Raw genomic sequence first — 15,727 nt, forward strand, 5'->3', positions numbered from 1 at the left:
GGTTGCATACCTCTTTGGTATATAAGGAGGTATACTATGAACGACATATATTATCTTAAAAGAGCTATTCAGATTTCGAGAAATTCAAGAGAGCATGGCAATACGCCTTTCGGAGCATTGCTCGTTGATAAGGACGGAAACATACTTATCGAGCAGGAAAATGTTGAGATTACAGAAAGCAAGTGTACAGGCCATGCCGAAACACAGTGCGTTGAAAAGGCATCAAGACTTTATTCAAAGGATTTTCTTGCGGAATGTACTCTTTATACAACGGCAGAGCCATGTGCCATGTGCTCCGGAGCAATCTATTGGGCAGGAGTAGGCAGAGTTGTTTATGCAATGACTGAAAAACAGCTTTTATCGCTTACCGGCAGTGATGAACAGAATCCTACCTTCGATTTGCCTTGCAGAGAGGTTTTTGCAAGAGGACAGAAGGACATACTTGTTGAAGGGCCTTTTGATGAGCTTGCGGAAGAGGCGGCAGAGGTGCATAAAGGATATTGGAATAAATAAGTTTATAATAGATAGCAAAAAGACCTGCGGATTTTCCACAGGTCTTAGTTTTGTCAAAGATTAAATTAATAGAAGATTTTGTCTTCTGCACGTCTTCCGCCGTACATTTCTTCAAGCTCAGTTTTGTGATAGAGGTAACCTTCATCATCAAAATACTTAGCCTGTACGGGACAGAGCTTAACGCATTTACAGCATTTCATACAGATACCTGTAATTTCGGCAGGATTTTCGGGATTGATTGAGCCAAGAGGACAGTTAGCGGCACAGAAGCCACAGTTTGTACATATGCTCATATCTGTTTTGGGTTTTACCTTACGAATGTCAATACCGTTTCCGTTTCTGTCTCTCGGTGTATAGTAAGGTCTGATAGGTGTGCAGCCTTCAACCTCAATAGGCTCTTTGTCGATGTTTCCGCTTTTAACCTTTTCTGCAATTTTAGAAACGAATGTTGCGGCAACAGCCATATCCTCTTCGTCGGGACGGCCCTGTCCGAGTGTTCTTGAGAAAGAATGCTCACCGACAAATGCACCGCCGGCGATTGTGTGGAATCCGTCAGCCTCCATTATGTTTCTGAGCTCGATAAGTGCGTCATCGAAGTTTCTGTTTCCGTAGAGAACAACGGGAATGCCGTATGCACCGTTTCCTACAATAGTGTCAAGATATTTGAGAAGAAGGTTGGGAACACGTCCTGCGATAACCGGTGTGCCGAGAACAACAATGTCATCTGCTGTGTATTCCTTAAATGTTTTACGAACAGCGGGAAGTGTAAAATCGTAGGGCTCATAATCGCAGCCAAGCTCCTTTGCAAGCTCTTTAGCTATATATGTAACCATTTTTTCGGTAGTTCCAGTACCTGTGAAGAACATACCGTAAACCTTTTTTGCCATAATGTTCACCTCATTTTAGTAATTGTTAATTGTTCTACAATTATTATACATCAAATGTATACATCATGCAATATTGGAAGGGCAAATTTTACAGAAAAGTCAGATATAATATTTATGAGAATTGAAGGTTTAAATCACTAAATTCAACTTTTTATTGAATATCGGAATAAAATAAGTTAAAATTATCGGGTAATGTAAATTTTTTGGCTTATATACAGGAGGACATAATAATGGCTTACGTTAAGCTTCAGTATGAAAACTTAAAGGCATTTTCTTTGGAAGTATTCGAAAAAATGGGTTATACACCCGATGAGGCGGCAATAATAACAGACGTTCTGCTTACTGCCGATCTTTACGGCATCGAATCACACGGTATGCAGAGAATGGTGCGTTATTATAAGAGCATTAAAAACGGCAGACTTCATATGGGAACAAAGCCCGAGGTTGTTTTTGAAACACCGCTTTCCGCCGTTATCGATAACCATGACGGAACAGGCCAGCTTGCCGGCTATCTCGGAATGAATATGGCAATCGAAAAGGCAGAAAAGAACGGTTTCGGTATTGTTACAGTAAGAAATTCAAATCATTACGGTATTGCCGGATATTATGCAAAGATGGCATGTAAGAAGGGACTTATCGGTTTTTCGGTCACAAACAGCGAGGCTATTATGGTTCCGACATATGGCAGACTTGCTATGATCGGTTCAAATCCCATTGCCGTTGCTATGCCTGCGGAGCCTTATGATTTCTTCTTTGATGCGTCAACAACGGTTGTAACAAGAGGTAAGGTTGAAGTATATAACAAGAAGGGCGAGCCTCTTCCCGAAGGCTGGACAGTTGATGCTGAAGGAAAGCCCGGTTCAAATGCGGCTGAAATTCTTAAAAACATTGAACAGAAAAATGGCGGCGGTATACTTCCTCTTGGCGGAATTTCCGAAAAGAGCGGCGGACATAAGGGCTATGGATATGGTATGCTTGCCGAAATATTCTCTTCAATTCTCTCAATGGGACTTACATCAAACCATACTAACATAGGCTCGGTCGGAGGAACATGCCACGGTTTTGCGGCAATCAATCCTAATCTTTTCGGAAATCCGGAAGAAATTAAGGAACATTTTTCTACGTTCCTTAAGGAGCTTAGAGAAGCGCCTAAGGCAGACGGTCAGCCGAGAATTTATACTCATGGTGAAAAAGAGGTTGAGGCAACCGCACGTATATTAAAAGAGGGTATCCCCGTAAACGAAAATACCGTTAAGGAAATGCAGGTTATCTGTGATGAATACGGCGTTGATATGGAGAAGTTCCTTGGCAAGATAGTATATGAATAATATGTAATTATTACAGCGGCATAATTTGTGCCGCTGTATATGTCAGAGATATTCTCTGTGAGTTGAAATATATTATTTAATAAATATTTATTTGGACGATTGATTATCTGTCGTCCTTTTTATATTCACTTAATTATAATTTCAGATTATTTAAAAAATATTTATAAATTTCTGAAACCTATTGCATTTATATCGGCATGGTGATATATTACAAATATAAATGTAAATCGTAGTATTAAACTATTTGAAGTTATATGAGAATTTTTAGATTTACAGTATAATGTTCTTAGATTTCATTATGGAGGCATTCTTATGATAAAGGGAATAGGAACGGATATAATAGAGATAAACAGATTAAGTGAGCTTATAAGTAATATCAAATTTATGACAAAATACTATACGGAAGAAGAAATACGCTATATTTATGAACGGTCAAACAATGCAGAGAGCGCGGCGGCAATGTTTGCGGCAAAGGAGAGCATGGCTAAGGCGCTCGGTACTGGCTTTGTCGGCTTTGGACCGCATGATGTGGAAATAAAACATGATGATAACGGAAAGCCGTCAATAGTTCTTCACGAAAAGGCGAAGCTGATAGCCGAAAGACATGGCATTATTAATATTCAGCTTTCCATGTCGCATTGCAGACAATATGCAACGGCATATGTAACTGCAGAAGGAGAGGATTGATTATGAGAGCGGCAACTGCTGAACAGATGAGAGAAATCGACAGACTTACAAGCGAAGAAATAGGCATACCGTCAATAGTGCTTATGGAAAATGCGGCGAGAGCTGTTGCAGATGTGTGCGAAAAAGAGCTTAGGGATACAAAGAATCCAAAGGTGCTTATTTTTGCGGGAAAGGGCAATAACGGCGGTGACGGCTTTGCACTTGCAAGAATACTTAATGACAGAAATATCGAATGTAAGCTGGCATTTTTGTTTGAAAACAGCAAATTCAGCGAAGATGCAAGAATTAATTATAAAGCGGCAATAAATAGCGGACTTTATATAATAACCGATATAACCGAGGCAGTAATCGAAACAATGAGAGCCGATATTGTGGTTGATGCGGTGTTCGGAACAGGTATATCAAGAGAAATAACCGGCATTTATGCGGACGTTATTAATGTAATAAATACTTATTCAAAGAAGGTAATAAGCGTAGATATTCCTTCGGGAGTAAATTCCGATAACGGACAGATAATGGGCTGTGCGGTTAATGCTGATATAACGGTTACATTTGCCTTGCCTAAAATAGGAATGCTGTTATATCCCGGCGGAGAGCATTGCGGCAGAATAGAAATAGCCAATATTTCAATCCAGCAGAGCACGATAGATTCTATGGATATAAAAACAGGCTTTCTGGACAAAAACGATATTCTTAAAATACTTCCCGAACGTGCAAAAAGAACAAATAAAGGCAGTTACGGAAGACTTTATATAATTGCCGGTTCTAAGGATATGACGGGTGCAGTTGCATTGTGCTGTAAGGGTGCTTTTCGTGCAGGAGCAGGACTTGTTTATGCCTGCACAGTTCAGAGTGGCATACATGTTGTTCAGCAGCTTGTGCCTGAGGCTGTTGTTATGCCTTTGTCGGAATATGAAGGCAAGGTAAGATATGAATGCTATGAAGAGGACATAGAGCCTAAAATAGGTAATGCCTCGGCAATAGCTGTAGGCCCCGGCCTTGGCATGAGTGAAGAGGTAACTGAGTTTGTAAATAAGCTTATTACAGAGGTTGACAAGACCGTTATTATTGATGCCGACGGTCTTAATGCCATATCAAAAAATCCGTCGGTTCTGCTTTCACTTAAGCATGTTCCGGTAATTACACCACATCCCGGAGAGATGAGCAGATTAACCGGGCTTAAAATATCTGAGATACTTCATGACACCGTTTCGGTTGCAAGAAACTTTGCAATGCAGTATAATAGTATCGTTGTTCTTAAGGATGCGAGAACGGTTGTAGCTTCACCGGACGGAAGAGTTATCATTAATGTAACCGGAAATCCGTCCATGGCAACAGGCGGTTCCGGAGATGTTCTTACCGGTGTTATTTCGTCGCTTATTGCACAGGGGCTTGCTCCCTTTGATGCGGCGGCTGTCGGAGTATATCTCCATGGCCTTAGCGGTGATATATGCCGAGATAAGCTTGGTTCGTATGGTGTTATGGCGGGCGATATTGCGGAAAATATTGCCGAAGCGGTCAAGCAGTTCAGATAATAATGATATTTTGGATAAAATTTAATGTATTGTTAAGTAATTTGAATTTTTAGCTTAAAGGTTCGGAGAACAAAGAGTTTTCTGAATTGAATCCATCCAGTCATGACTTTTGCTTTGAAAAAGCAAAAGCGGCTTTGCCGCCGCACTGTCTTGTGCGGTCAATAGACGGTATTCATTCCCGTCGAGGAGAACAGCTTAGTCATGACTTTCGCGAGCGAAAGTGGCTTCGCCACCATGCTATGGTCAATAGTTTCAAGACTTTAGCCGATGGAATGAACTGTTCATGCCTTAATTTAAACAAGTCGGAAACCTGTTTTCGACTTAAGTCATTTTATCGAATAAGTGTAAGTATATATAACTATAACCATAAAGAAATATGAGGTAATAATATGCTTACGGTAATTCGGAGAATTGTTTGTGCGGCTGTGGCATTGGTTGTATGTGTGATTATATCCGGCTGTGGCGGCGAAAAAATGACGGCGATGGAAAAGGTGCAGAAGATGCTTACGGAGTATGAATGCTCAAAAACGGACGCAACTATTCAGAGGTTTTCCAATAAAGGTGAGAATACCTACGAGACAACGCAATATTCCAAAATAACAGGAGAATATCGCATGGAAATCAAGTCGCCGGAGGCGATGAACGGCAACTATACTGTTTTTGACGGAACAAGCGTAAAGCAATATAATGCTAAGACAGATGAAACAGTCAGCCTTGATGTGCCTAAAATGCAAAAAGGCAGTCAGCTTTTTATATCGACATTCATCAAAAACTATTTGATGTCGGAGAATGTGTCGGTTGAAACTGCGGCATCACTTGATGAATCCGTTTGTACGGTTCTTGAGGCGGTTATTCCCGAAGGCAACAAATACATATCAACTGAAAAGCTGTGGGTAGATAACGAAACGCTTTTGCCGCTTAAGCTCGTCATATATGATGAAAACGGCGGAGAAAGATACATTATAACCTACAACAATTTTGAATATAATCCCGAAATAGACAGCAGCGTATTTTCGGCTAAGTAGCGGAGGAATGAAAAATGACAGATGAGGAAAGAGTACTTGCTCTGATTGACCTTGATGCACTTGAATATAATATCAAGAGTATCAGAAAAAAAACACCCGAAGGCACGGGAATAATAGGAGTTATAAAAGCAGATGCCTATGGACACGGTTCGGTTGAGGTGGCACAGGTATTGCTCGAAAACGGTGCGGACTGGTTTGCGGTTGCGGTTGTTGACGAAGGACTTAATCTCAGAAAGCATGGAATAAATGCTCCGATACTTCTTCTCGGATATACGCCTGAGCTTCGTTTTGAGGATGTAATAAATAACGGCTTTATTCAGACCATGTATTCATATGAAATGGCTGAAAAGCTTTCAAAAACTGCCGTAAGATTAGGCAAAACGGCAGTTGTACATATAAAAATAGATACCGGTATGGGAAGAATAGGCTATCGTGTAAATGATGAGGCGGCAGACGAAATTGTCAGAATATCAAAGCTTCCCGGTATTGAAGTAAACGGTATGTTCACTCATTTTGCGGCTTCCGATGAGGCAGATAAGGCATACACAAATATGCAGTTTGAGCGTTTTATGAAAATGGACAAAATGCTCAAGGACAGAGGACTTAATATACCCGTCAGACATGCGGCAAACTCTGCGGCTATAATGGATATTGATTCCATGATGCTCAATATGGTTCGTCCGGGCATAATTCTTTACGGAGCTTATCCTTCCGACGAGGTTGTTAAGGAAAATCTTGATCTTCGTCCCGTTATGTCCATAAAAACTCATGTCAGCTTTGTAAAAGAGGTTGAAAAGGGCGACTGCATAAGCTACGGAAGAACATATACAGCACCGGATAAGAGAAAAATCGCAACAATTCCCGTTGGCTATGCGGACGGCTTTATAAGAGCCTATGCAAAGGACGGAAAGGTGCTTATAAAGGGTAAGTTTGCACCGATAGTCGGAAGAATCTGCATGGATCAGTTTATGGTTGATGTTACGGATATTGATGACGTAAAAATAAATGATGAAGTAGTCCTTATGGGAACACAGGGCGAAAACAGCATAACTGCCGATGACATTGCTAAGGCTTTGAATACAATAAATTATGAGGTATTCTGTACTCTTTCCAAGAGAGTACCTCGTCAGTACATAAGAAACGGTAAGGTTACGGAAACCGTTAAATATGTATAATAGCTTTTTTAAAGGGCAATAATACCTGCTGAAGATAGTTGAAGTGCAGGTACATAGACAAAATAAAAAAGCATTACATACCGCTCAACTATTTTTAATATGCAGGCGGAGAGTGAATTGAGATGACAGTTGCCAGGGGAGATATATTTTATGCCGACCTATCACCTGTTGTAGGTTCAGAACAGGGCGGAATACGACCTGTGCTTATAATACAGAACAATATGGGAAATAAATACAGTCCTACGGTTATATGTGCGGCTATTACATCACAGATAAATAAGGCTAAACTGCCTACACATATCGAAATTTCAGCCGAAAAATATTCGCTGGTCAAGGATTCGGTTGTTCTTCTTGAGCAGATAAGAACGATAGATAAAAAACGACTGAGAGAAAAAATATGCACGACGGACAATGCTTTTATGATGATGATAAACAAGGCGTTATGTATCAGCTTGGGAATATTATGAATAAAAATCAAGACTCACAGAGCGAAATCTGTGGGTCTTTTTGTGTTTATAGGACAAAAGCAGACAAAAAGTTTTACAAATGTAAATGCAATATATGTCGAAAATAGATAACTAAAAAATTAACAAAATATGTATATAGAAATATTTAAATTTCAAACGATGTTGCTCCTGTTATAGTAAATGGCAGAACTTTGGTTTCCATTAGAATAGTAACAGAAACTCTTGGCGGCGAAGTTGTTGGAATGATGCAACAAAGACAGTTACTCTTAAAATAGATGGTAAGGAAATAACAATGACAATAGACAAGGTACTTGAAGCATACGGTGTTGCACCACAGATAATGAATGACCGTACATATGTACCAATCAGATTGGTTGTTGACGAAATTGGTGCAGAAGTAAACTGGAATGGTTCACTGCAAAAGAAAATTATGGGAATTGCTTTACCTAATGGCATTGAAAACGGTGTACATCAGCTTGTTAAGGTTGCACTTTCAAGTATGGTTGCTTTATTCGGCACATATCAGATTGCCGCAAACGGTATGGCACAGAGTATATGGTCATTGGCCTCGATAATGGGATTGCAATGGCTCCTGTTTATACAACGGTAATAGGGCAGTGCATGGGTGCAAGAGACATTGATTCAGCAAATTTTTATTTTAAAAAGCTTAATAAAATAACTTTTGTGTTGTCTGTACTCTGGAATGCTCTTGTTTTTGCAATAACACCGTTGATTATAAAATATTCGGCTATTTCGTCAGAGGCAAAATCCCTTGTTATATGGCTTGTTCTTATTAACAATATTTTTAACGGACTGTTTTATCCGTTTGCCGGTTCGCTCGGAAACGGTCTGCGTGCTGCCGGAGATGTAAAGTTTACAATGATTACTTCCGTAACGCTGACCATTGCGGCAAGACTTGCTTTTTCGGCATTGTTCGGCTTGGTGCTTGGATGGGGTGTAATAGGTATTGCGATAGGAATGAGTATGGATCTTGTATTTCGTGGTATTATATTTATCAGAAGGTATCATTCAAAGAAGTGGACTAAGTTCTGTCTGATATAAAAGAATAATGATATATAAAAAAGGCTTGGAGCAATTTCCAAGCCTTTAATATCATGATATTAAGAAATATTGTCTTTAACGACGCATTACATAGCGTTGTAAAGTCTCTGGATTGTTGATTTTCTTCTTGCAGCAGCATTCTTGTGGAAGATTCCCTTTGTGTATGCTCTGTCGATAGCAGCGATAGCTTCTTTGCAAGCTACCTCAGCAGCAGCCTTGTCGCCTGCAGCGATAGCAAGCTGAGCCTTCTTAACAGCTGTCTTTGTAGCTGATTTGATCATTTTATTTCTTAATGTTTTCTTTGAGATTACTTTAATTCTTTTCTTTGCTGATTTAATGTTAGCCAACGTTATTTCCTCCTAAAATAAGCTTATTAAAATTTTTTTCGTTTGATATTGGGGAATATCACTTACTTTGACCACTGATAAGCACCACGGCCGAGTGTGCTTTCCATAGGGTTGCGGTCAAATCAACAGCTAATATTGTAAACCAATAACAATTATAAGTCAATGAATATCTGTAAATTTTAGCGGAAAAATATTAAAAAACGCAAAATTCTTTTTATATTATAGCATAGGAGGCAGATATTTTGAATAAAACAAATAAAATTTCCGTAAGAACAGACCTTGCCATGGAGGCCTGTGAGCTTTTGAGCAAGGAAGAAACTTATAAAGGTATAGAAACAGAAATGAAAAGAACGGACGGAATAGAGATAACAACGGTAAGGATAACAAACGACAATGCTGCAGAGGCGGTAGGAAAGCCGAAGGGAACATATATAAGTATTGAGGCAGATAAAATGAAGGGTGCAGATGCGGATTTCAGACAGAAAGTTATAGAAATAACAGCCGATATGCTCAAAACGGTTCTGAATTCCGACAGAGAGAAAAATATTCTTGTGGCAGGACTCGGCAACAGATATATAACACCGGATTCTTTGGGACCTAAGGTTGTGGCAAAGATACTTGTCACAAGGCATATAAGAGATACGCTTTCCGATAAAATAGACGACAGTGTTGCGTCTGTTGCGGCGATAGCTCCGGGAGTAATGGGCATAACCGGCATAGAAACGGCGGAGATATTGAAGGGTATAATCGAAAGAATAAAGCCCGATGCAGTCATTGCCATAGATGCACTTGCGGCAAGAAGAACAAGCAGAATAAATTCGGTCATACAGATTGCCGACAGCGGAATTTCTCCAGGTTCGGGAGTAGGCAACAAAAGAATGCTGCTTAATGAAGAAAGCCTTGGCGTTCCTGTTATCGGCATAGGCGTTCCGACGGTTGTTTCTGCGGCAACGCTCGTTAATGACTCAATGGAAAGGATACTTTACGCAATGGCAGAGGCATCGGAGGAAAAGCTGTTTTATAACACATTGAACAATCTCGGCGATGAAAGAGAGGCGTTGATAGCGGAATTGCTTGAGCCTTATGCTGAAAATATGTTTGTTACACCGAAGGAGGTTGATGAGGTTATAGAACGACTTGCCGAAATTATTTCAAATGCAATAAATATCGCTGTACATCCGGCACTTACAAAAGAAGATATTAACAAATATGTATGAAATATTTATATAATTCATGCTTTTTGTGGCATAAACATAATGCTTGCAATAATCGGAAAATTAAAATATAATATAAAAATGTGTGTATACAATTTAATAAATTAAAATAACAAAAGGGTGAGAAATATGAATAAATTCAAAAAAATTTCTGCGATTTTGACTTCGTCACTTCTTGTTTTTGCGGCAGCAGGCTGCAGCTCTGACAGCAATACGGTTGCGGATATTGTAAGCAAAACCGAGGCACTCGAAAATTATAAGGGTTCGGTTACACTCAGCACCGAGCTTAATTATCAGGGAAATGCAACAGAGCTTAAAATGGAGAGCCTTTTGGATTATAACAAAGAACCATTTTTTGCCCATACTTCCATAACAACATCAACAAAGGAAGGCGAAAGTGCGGAAAACTCTTATACATCTGATATGTATTTACAGACTGTTGACGGAGTGAACACAGCTTATGCCGGATATAACGGCGTATGGTATAAACAGCAGGTAGAAACAGATGATTTTACTTATTCTGTTTCACAGTACAATCCTGTTGAAAACGGACTTCTTTTCATTAAATCGGCATCGGGACTTCAGAATATGGGTTCTGAGCAGTATAACGGAATGGACGTTGACCGTTTTGAAGGAACAATACCTGCCGATATGCTTTCGGATGTAATGGAAACCTCAGGAGCAATAGGCCTTATAGGAACATCTATTGACGCTTCATATTATAAGAATACGGCTGACCAGAAGGTATCAATATTTGTAAATGAAGAAGGAGTAATAGTAGGTTATAGCTTAGACCTTACAGACCTTGTTTCAAGCCTTCTTTCGGTTCTTTACGAAACAAACGGTATTTCCGATGACCAGCAGATTATCACAGCAAATAAATATATGTGCGAAGGAACAGTAACCGAATATAATAAGGGCGTTGACACAACGCTTTCGGATGATGCACAGAATGCCATTGAAATGCCGGCTGTAACGGCTTCGAATTCATCGGATTCATCATCGGACGGAGCACAGACAGATACAGCGGCAGACGGCACGGATAACACAACAGATAATTCGGAAAACACAACAAATGCAAGTGCTGAATAATTACAAAGGATAAATATATAGGAGAAAATAATTTATGATTAGTGCAAATGACGTATCTTTACAGTATGGCGGCAGAGTTCTTTTTAAGGATGTAAACGTAACATTTTCAAAGGGCAACTGCTATGGCATTATCGGTGCAAACGGTGCCGGAAAATCAACCTTCCTCAAAATTCTTGCCGGAGATATTGAGCCCAATACAGGCTCGGTAACAATAACACCCGGTGAGCGTATGGCTGTTCTCAGACAGGACCATTTCATGTTTGATGATTTTGAGGTTATCAAATGCGTTCTTTACGGACATAAACGTCTTTATGAAATAATGGAAGAAAAGGAAGCTCTTTATTCAAAGCCCGATTTCAACGATGAGGACGGAATAAAGGTTTCCGAGCTTGAAGGCGAGTTTGCGGAGCTTGACGGTTGGTCGGCGGAATCAAATGCGGAAATCCTTCTTAACGGTCTTGGAATTACAAACGAATTCCACTATGCAAAGATGAGTGAGCTTACAGGTAACCAGAAGGTTAAGGTTCTTCTTGCACAGGCTCTTTTCGGAAATCCTGATATACTTCTTCTCGACGAGCCTACTAACCACCTTGACCTTGCATCTATCAACTGGCTTGAGGATTTCCTTCTTGACTTTGAAAACACTGTAATCGTTGTATCGCATGACCGTCACTTCCTTAATACAGTATGTACGCATACAGCCGATATTGACTTCGGTAAGATAACAATGTATGTCGGAAACTACGATTTCTGGTATGAATATTCACAGATGGTTGACCGTCAGATAAAGGATCAGAATAAGCGTGCAGAGCAGAAGATTAAAGAGCTCACAGAGTTCATTCAGAGATTCTCTGCAAATGCATCTAAGTCAAAACAGGCAACAAGCCGTAAAAAGCTTCTCGATAACCTTCAGATGGATACATTAAGAATTTCTTCAAGACGTTATCCCTTCTGCAGCTTCAAGCAGGACAGAGAGGTAGGAAACGATGTTCTTGAAGTTAAGGGCATTTCAAAGACAATCAACGGCAAAAAGGTGCTTAATGATGTAAGCTTTATCGTTATGCCTAATGACAAAATTGCTTTCGTAGGCGATGATGAAATTGCAAGAACAACTCTTTTCCAGATTCTCTGCGGAGAGATGGAACCGGACGAAGGAACTTATAAATGGGGTGTAACAACAAGTACATCATATTTCCCTAAGGACAATTCAAAATATTTCGATGACTGCACAGATTCACTTGTAGAATGGTTAAGACCATATGCAAAGGAAGGCGAGCGTTATGATTCAGACATTAGAGGCTGGCTCGGAAGAATGTTATTCAGCGGTGAGGAATCACTTAAGCCCGCTAATGTACTTTCAGGTGGTGAGCGTGTAAGATGTATGCTCTGCAAGATGATGATTTCCGGTGCGAATGTGCTTGTGCTTGACGAGCCTACTAACCACCTCGACCTTGAAAGTATTCAGGCACTTAATAACGGACTTGTTGATTATAAGGGAACTATCCTCTTTGATTCACATGACCACCAGTTCGTTGAAACAATCGCAAACAGAATTATTGAAATTCTTCCCGGCGGTATAATCGACAGAAGAGAAACATATGACGAGTTCATCAAAAATGAAGGACTTATTGAGGTAAGAGAAAAATTAAAATAAAAAGGCTCTTTGTCAAGAGTTGTTGTAAAGAAGGATAGAGAAAGAGAAAACTCAATCTCTATCCTTTTTAGTGGCTCTTTGTCAAGAGGTGGGGTAAAAAAGGATAGAGGAAGAGGAAACTCAACCTCTATCCTTTTTAGTTAAAGCGAAGAAAATACGATTTCTGAAATTATAAAAGTTCCGATACCCAAAAGCATTTCGTTTAATGAATTTAATTGCTAAATGGAGTCTTGGATAGATAAGTAATTTACGGTATAATAAAAAATAGAAATTTGTGGAGGTGTCATTATGAAAAATATTATGTTTGGAAATAGTTTAATGCTTTTGGCAATTTTCTTGTTCATGTGGTGCGGCTTTACGAAATCAATGTATGCTCTTATGTGGGTTGCAATCGCATTGATTATAATAGGATTTATTATGGCGATTATCGGCTATATTAGCAAGGACAAGGAATAAGTAAACTGATATTCTCAATGGTTTATAATAAGAATACGAGCGGAGCAATTAATTTTTAATCTTATTGATTAATTAGGAGGAAACATGAAAACTCTTTACAATATTCTAAAATATGTCATTTATGCAAGCTTATATGTAATAGTAATAAAAACCGGTATGGATTTTTATGAGTATAAATGTTTTCCCAATCTGTACAGTTCTTATTCAGCTCCGTGGTATACAGAGGCATTACTGTATAGTGCGGCTTCTTTAGCGGTGATTATTGTTTGTGTTATTCTCAGAGTGTTTATCCGTAATAAGATGGATAAAAAGTAAAAGCACTTAAGGCTGCTGTTTCAAAAGATACAGCAGCCTTTTTCACATCATTCCTTGAAGAACGAATATTCATCAAATATTTTGTAATATATCCAGCGTTTATATTTTTCAATCATTGCCTGTTCATCGGCGGTTATCATATCGGTGAAGGTTCCGTCCTGATACATTATTATGTTGCCTGATGCAACCGGCAAAACTCGTCTTATTTCGTTTGCATATTCAATGAACGGCGATATGTTTTCCATATCAAGCAGCTCCATAACGGTCGAACCGAGGAAGGACGAGCTGATTATATGATTATCCGGAAGGTCAATGCTCTTAATGTTTTTGCTGTAATTTGTCATTGTCTTTGCCGCATCATTTGCCCATACGAAATACGGTGTTTCATATGCTTTTGCACGCTCTTCGATATTTCCGTTCATATTTATATCTTGTCTGAACTGGTCGAAATAAGTCATTCCGTTTGAAAATCCGGGGAGATGATCGCCGAAGAACACAAGCACAACAGGCTCATCCGAGTTGCTGAAATAGTTTACAAGGTCTTCAATCTGCTTGTCTGCATCATCAATGCCTTCGAAATATCCCGAATAAATGGCTTCTTCGTCCTCTGTAAGGTTTGTATTGCTTGTAAAATTTCTGGCAAGGTCGGTATACTTTTCACCATAAGGGCCGTGATTCTGAATTGTTACACAGAATTCAAACAGAGGATTGCCGCTTTCCGCTGTGTGCTTTTCAAAATTTTCGATAATGCTTTCGGCTGTGGCTTCGTCAGAAATATATCCGCCTTTGTTCTGCTTTTCGGCATCAAACGAGGTTTCAAGACTGAGAAAATCATCAAAGCCGAGAAGCTTATAAACATTGTTTCTGTTGTAGAACCAGCCGTAACCTGGATGGATTGCGAGTGTGTCATAGCCGTTGTTTTTGAGAAGGCTCGGTATAGCCTCGAGATTATTATTGAGAATGTTGTAGCTTATCTGTGATGAGTTGATATATCTTGTTGAACAGGCGGTAAGCACATCAAATTCCGTATCGGATGTACCGCCGCCGAAGTTCGGAACAACAATATGTCCGGAAAGCACATCACCACGCTGTATAAATTCCTTATAAAATTCCAATGGTTCGTCATAGCCTTCAAAACTGATGTCATCGGCAATGCTTATGTCCGAAAAAGCCTCACTCATTATCATAACTATGTTTGGCTTTGCAACATCTTCGAGTACGTCCGGCTTGGAAGTGTATTCTTCAGACTCAAATTCGGTTGGATTGTAATTATCAGGCTTTGCAACCTTAAGATTTTCAATATCATATAAAAAGCTGTAAGTAAAGCCCTTTGAGACATACTGATTTACCTTGAAATACTGGTTTCCGTCAACCATAAAGCTGTCATAAAGCTCTGTGTTTGTATATGTAGTGCAGTAAAGAAGGGCGGTTATGCCTATTGTTACTGCCGCACCGATAAGCTGTTTTTTCCATGTAAGCTTTTTGTCCTTGCGGATAAATATAATTTCGATTATACATATTATAAAGAACGCAACGACAATGGTTATTCCAAGTTTTACATAGTACGGATCAAAATTTTTAAGCAGAGATTTTACTTCCGTAAAAACAGCAAGGTCGCTCGGGACAACCGGATCCTGCCGCATTTTTATTTTCTGACGGTTGCAGAAGGCAAATGCCGCCCATATTCCGGCAGGAAATGTTGCACCTAAAAATGAATTTCCCGTAACGAAATATATTATCAGCATCGATAAAATTACAGGAAGATAGTTAAGAAAAAATAAAGCAGGCTGCTGTTTGAGCAGTGATAAAAATGTACTCAGTGAACCGGGAGAATAATAAAACATAAAGCCGGTGGTTAAAAGCGAAACAATTATTATAGCTATAAACGACGGCAGAATGTCCGGTCTGAAGGTTTTTAATTTCTTGTTCATATGTTAAGCCTCCGTTAAACATTCATTAAAACTTAGGGG

At 39.4% G+C, this 15,727-nt stretch carries 15 protein-coding genes and 1 pseudogene; 13 read left to right on the top strand and 3 right to left on the bottom strand.

Annotated features, from left to right (window positions below):
* Positions 1-36 precede the first annotated feature (36 nt).
* Positions 37-513, top strand: coding sequence for a nucleoside deaminase (locus tag KQI66_RS00085; protein ID WP_216426675.1), 477 nt, complete (start codon positions 37-39; stop codon positions 511-513).
* A 65-nt stretch (positions 514-578) separates the two neighbouring features.
* On the opposite strand, the gene KQI66_RS00090 is transcribed toward KQI66_RS00085, so the two are convergent.
* Positions 579-1,400, bottom strand: coding sequence for a ferredoxin (locus KQI66_RS00090; RefSeq protein WP_216426676.1), 822 nt, complete (start codon positions 1,398-1,400; stop codon positions 579-581).
* 230 nt (positions 1,401-1,630) lie between these two features.
* Here KQI66_RS00090 and KQI66_RS00095 point away from each other — a divergent pair, with 230 nt between their 5' ends.
* From KQI66_RS00095 to KQI66_RS11180, 8 genes and pseudogenes are all read left to right on the top strand, one after another.
* On the top strand, positions 1,631-2,728 hold the full coding sequence (locus tag KQI66_RS00095; RefSeq protein ID WP_216426677.1) for an Ldh family oxidoreductase: 1,098 nt from the start codon (positions 1,631-1,633) through the stop codon (positions 2,726-2,728).
* A 312-nt stretch (positions 2,729-3,040) separates the two neighbouring features.
* Positions 3,041-3,415: a holo-ACP synthase gene (gene acpS / locus KQI66_RS00100; protein WP_216426678.1), complete on the top strand. Its 375-nt coding sequence runs from the start codon at positions 3,041-3,043 to the stop codon at positions 3,413-3,415.
* 2 nt (positions 3,416-3,417) lie between these two features.
* Positions 3,418-4,950: an NAD(P)H-hydrate dehydratase gene (locus tag KQI66_RS00105; RefSeq protein ID WP_216426679.1), complete on the top strand. Its 1,533-nt coding sequence runs from the start codon at positions 3,418-3,420 to the stop codon at positions 4,948-4,950.
* A gap of 389 nt (positions 4,951-5,339) precedes the next feature.
* Positions 5,340-5,975 (top strand): LolA family protein, encoded by a 636-nt coding sequence (locus tag KQI66_RS00110; RefSeq protein WP_216426680.1) that lies wholly within the window; start codon positions 5,340-5,342, stop codon positions 5,973-5,975.
* A 14-nt stretch (positions 5,976-5,989) separates the two neighbouring features.
* On the top strand, positions 5,990-7,150 hold the full coding sequence (alr, locus tag KQI66_RS00115) for an alanine racemase (protein ID WP_216426681.1): 1,161 nt from the start codon (positions 5,990-5,992) through the stop codon (positions 7,148-7,150).
* Positions 7,151-7,272: 122 nt separating this feature from the next.
* Positions 7,273-7,617, top strand: a complete 345-nt coding sequence (locus tag KQI66_RS00120; RefSeq protein ID WP_216426682.1) for a type II toxin-antitoxin system PemK/MazF family toxin — start codon at positions 7,273-7,275, stop codon at positions 7,615-7,617.
* A gap of 191 nt (positions 7,618-7,808) precedes the next feature.
* A pseudogene (locus tag KQI66_RS11175) lies at positions 7,809-8,227 on the top strand (stalk domain-containing protein).
* Positions 8,203-8,679: an MATE family efflux transporter gene (locus KQI66_RS11180; protein WP_253287597.1), complete on the top strand. Its 477-nt coding sequence runs from the start codon at positions 8,203-8,205 to the stop codon at positions 8,677-8,679. The pseudogene KQI66_RS11175 and the gene KQI66_RS11180 overlap by 25 nt, the downstream one beginning before the upstream one ends.
* A gap of 86 nt (positions 8,680-8,765) precedes the next feature.
* On the opposite strand, the gene rpsT is transcribed toward KQI66_RS11180, so the two are convergent.
* Positions 8,766-9,026 carry a 30S ribosomal protein S20 gene (gene rpsT / locus KQI66_RS00130; protein WP_216426683.1) on the bottom strand — a complete coding sequence of 87 codons (261 nt, stop codon included), beginning with the start codon at positions 9,024-9,026 and terminating at the stop codon, positions 8,766-8,768.
* A 242-nt stretch (positions 9,027-9,268) separates the two neighbouring features.
* On the opposite strand from rpsT, the gene gpr reads away from it, so the two are divergent.
* The 4 genes from gpr (at position 9,269) to KQI66_RS00150 (ending at position 13,442) form a co-directional block, all read left to right on the top strand.
* The gene (gene gpr / locus KQI66_RS00135; protein ID WP_253287598.1) at positions 9,269-10,243 is read left to right on the top strand and encodes a GPR endopeptidase; all 975 of its coding nucleotides are present in this window, start codon (positions 9,269-9,271) and stop codon (positions 10,241-10,243) included.
* 126 nt (positions 10,244-10,369) lie between these two features.
* Positions 10,370-11,332: a hypothetical protein gene (locus KQI66_RS00140; RefSeq protein ID WP_216426684.1), complete on the top strand. Its 963-nt coding sequence runs from the start codon at positions 10,370-10,372 to the stop codon at positions 11,330-11,332.
* Positions 11,333-11,366: 34 nt separating this feature from the next.
* Positions 11,367-12,986 (top strand): ABC-F family ATP-binding cassette domain-containing protein, encoded by a 1,620-nt coding sequence (locus KQI66_RS00145; RefSeq protein WP_216426685.1) that lies wholly within the window; start codon positions 11,367-11,369, stop codon positions 12,984-12,986.
* Positions 12,987-13,274: 288 nt separating this feature from the next.
* Positions 13,275-13,442, top strand: coding sequence for a hypothetical protein (locus KQI66_RS00150; protein WP_216426686.1), 168 nt, complete (start codon positions 13,275-13,277; stop codon positions 13,440-13,442).
* Between the two features lie 362 nt (positions 13,443-13,804).
* Here KQI66_RS00150 and KQI66_RS00155 read toward each other — a convergent pair whose 3' ends face one another.
* The gene (locus tag KQI66_RS00155; protein ID WP_216426687.1) at positions 13,805-15,688 is read right to left on the bottom strand and encodes an LTA synthase family protein; all 1,884 of its coding nucleotides are present in this window, start codon (positions 15,686-15,688) and stop codon (positions 13,805-13,807) included.
* Positions 15,689-15,727: the final 39 nt, after the last annotated feature.

Source organism: Anaerotignum sp. MSJ-24, assembly GCF_018918145.1.
GTDB lineage: Bacteria > Bacillota > Clostridia > Lachnospirales > Anaerotignaceae > Metalachnospira.

What these genes read in the sequence shown, in the direction of transcription:
- KQI66_RS00085 (WP_216426675.1), top strand. Translation starts at nt 37, where the DNA reads ATGAACGACATATATTATCTTAAAAGAGCTATTCAGATTTCGAGAAAT.
- KQI66_RS00090 (WP_216426676.1), bottom strand. Translation starts at nt 1,400, where the DNA reads ATGGCAAAAAAGGTTTACGGTATGTTCTTCACAGGTACTGGAACTACC.
- KQI66_RS00095 (WP_216426677.1), top strand. Translation starts at nt 1,631, where the DNA reads ATGGCTTACGTTAAGCTTCAGTATGAAAACTTAAAGGCATTTTCTTTG.
- acpS (WP_216426678.1), top strand. Translation starts at nt 3,041, where the DNA reads ATGATAAAGGGAATAGGAACGGATATAATAGAGATAAACAGATTAAGT.
- KQI66_RS00105 (WP_216426679.1), top strand. Translation starts at nt 3,418, where the DNA reads ATGAGAGCGGCAACTGCTGAACAGATGAGAGAAATCGACAGACTTACA.
- KQI66_RS00110 (WP_216426680.1), top strand. Translation starts at nt 5,340, where the DNA reads ATGCTTACGGTAATTCGGAGAATTGTTTGTGCGGCTGTGGCATTGGTT.
- alr (WP_216426681.1), top strand. Translation starts at nt 5,990, where the DNA reads ATGACAGATGAGGAAAGAGTACTTGCTCTGATTGACCTTGATGCACTT.
- KQI66_RS00120 (WP_216426682.1), top strand. Translation starts at nt 7,273, where the DNA reads ATGACAGTTGCCAGGGGAGATATATTTTATGCCGACCTATCACCTGTT.
- KQI66_RS11180 (WP_253287597.1), top strand. Translation starts at nt 8,203, where the DNA reads ATGGCTCCTGTTTATACAACGGTAATAGGGCAGTGCATGGGTGCAAGA.
- KQI66_RS00140 (WP_216426684.1), top strand. Translation starts at nt 10,370, where the DNA reads ATGAATAAATTCAAAAAAATTTCTGCGATTTTGACTTCGTCACTTCTT.
- KQI66_RS00145 (WP_216426685.1), top strand. Translation starts at nt 11,367, where the DNA reads ATGATTAGTGCAAATGACGTATCTTTACAGTATGGCGGCAGAGTTCTT.
- KQI66_RS00150 (WP_216426686.1), top strand. Translation starts at nt 13,275, where the DNA reads ATGAAAAATATTATGTTTGGAAATAGTTTAATGCTTTTGGCAATTTTC.
- KQI66_RS00155 (WP_216426687.1), bottom strand. Translation starts at nt 15,688, where the DNA reads ATGAACAAGAAATTAAAAACCTTCAGACCGGACATTCTGCCGTCGTTT.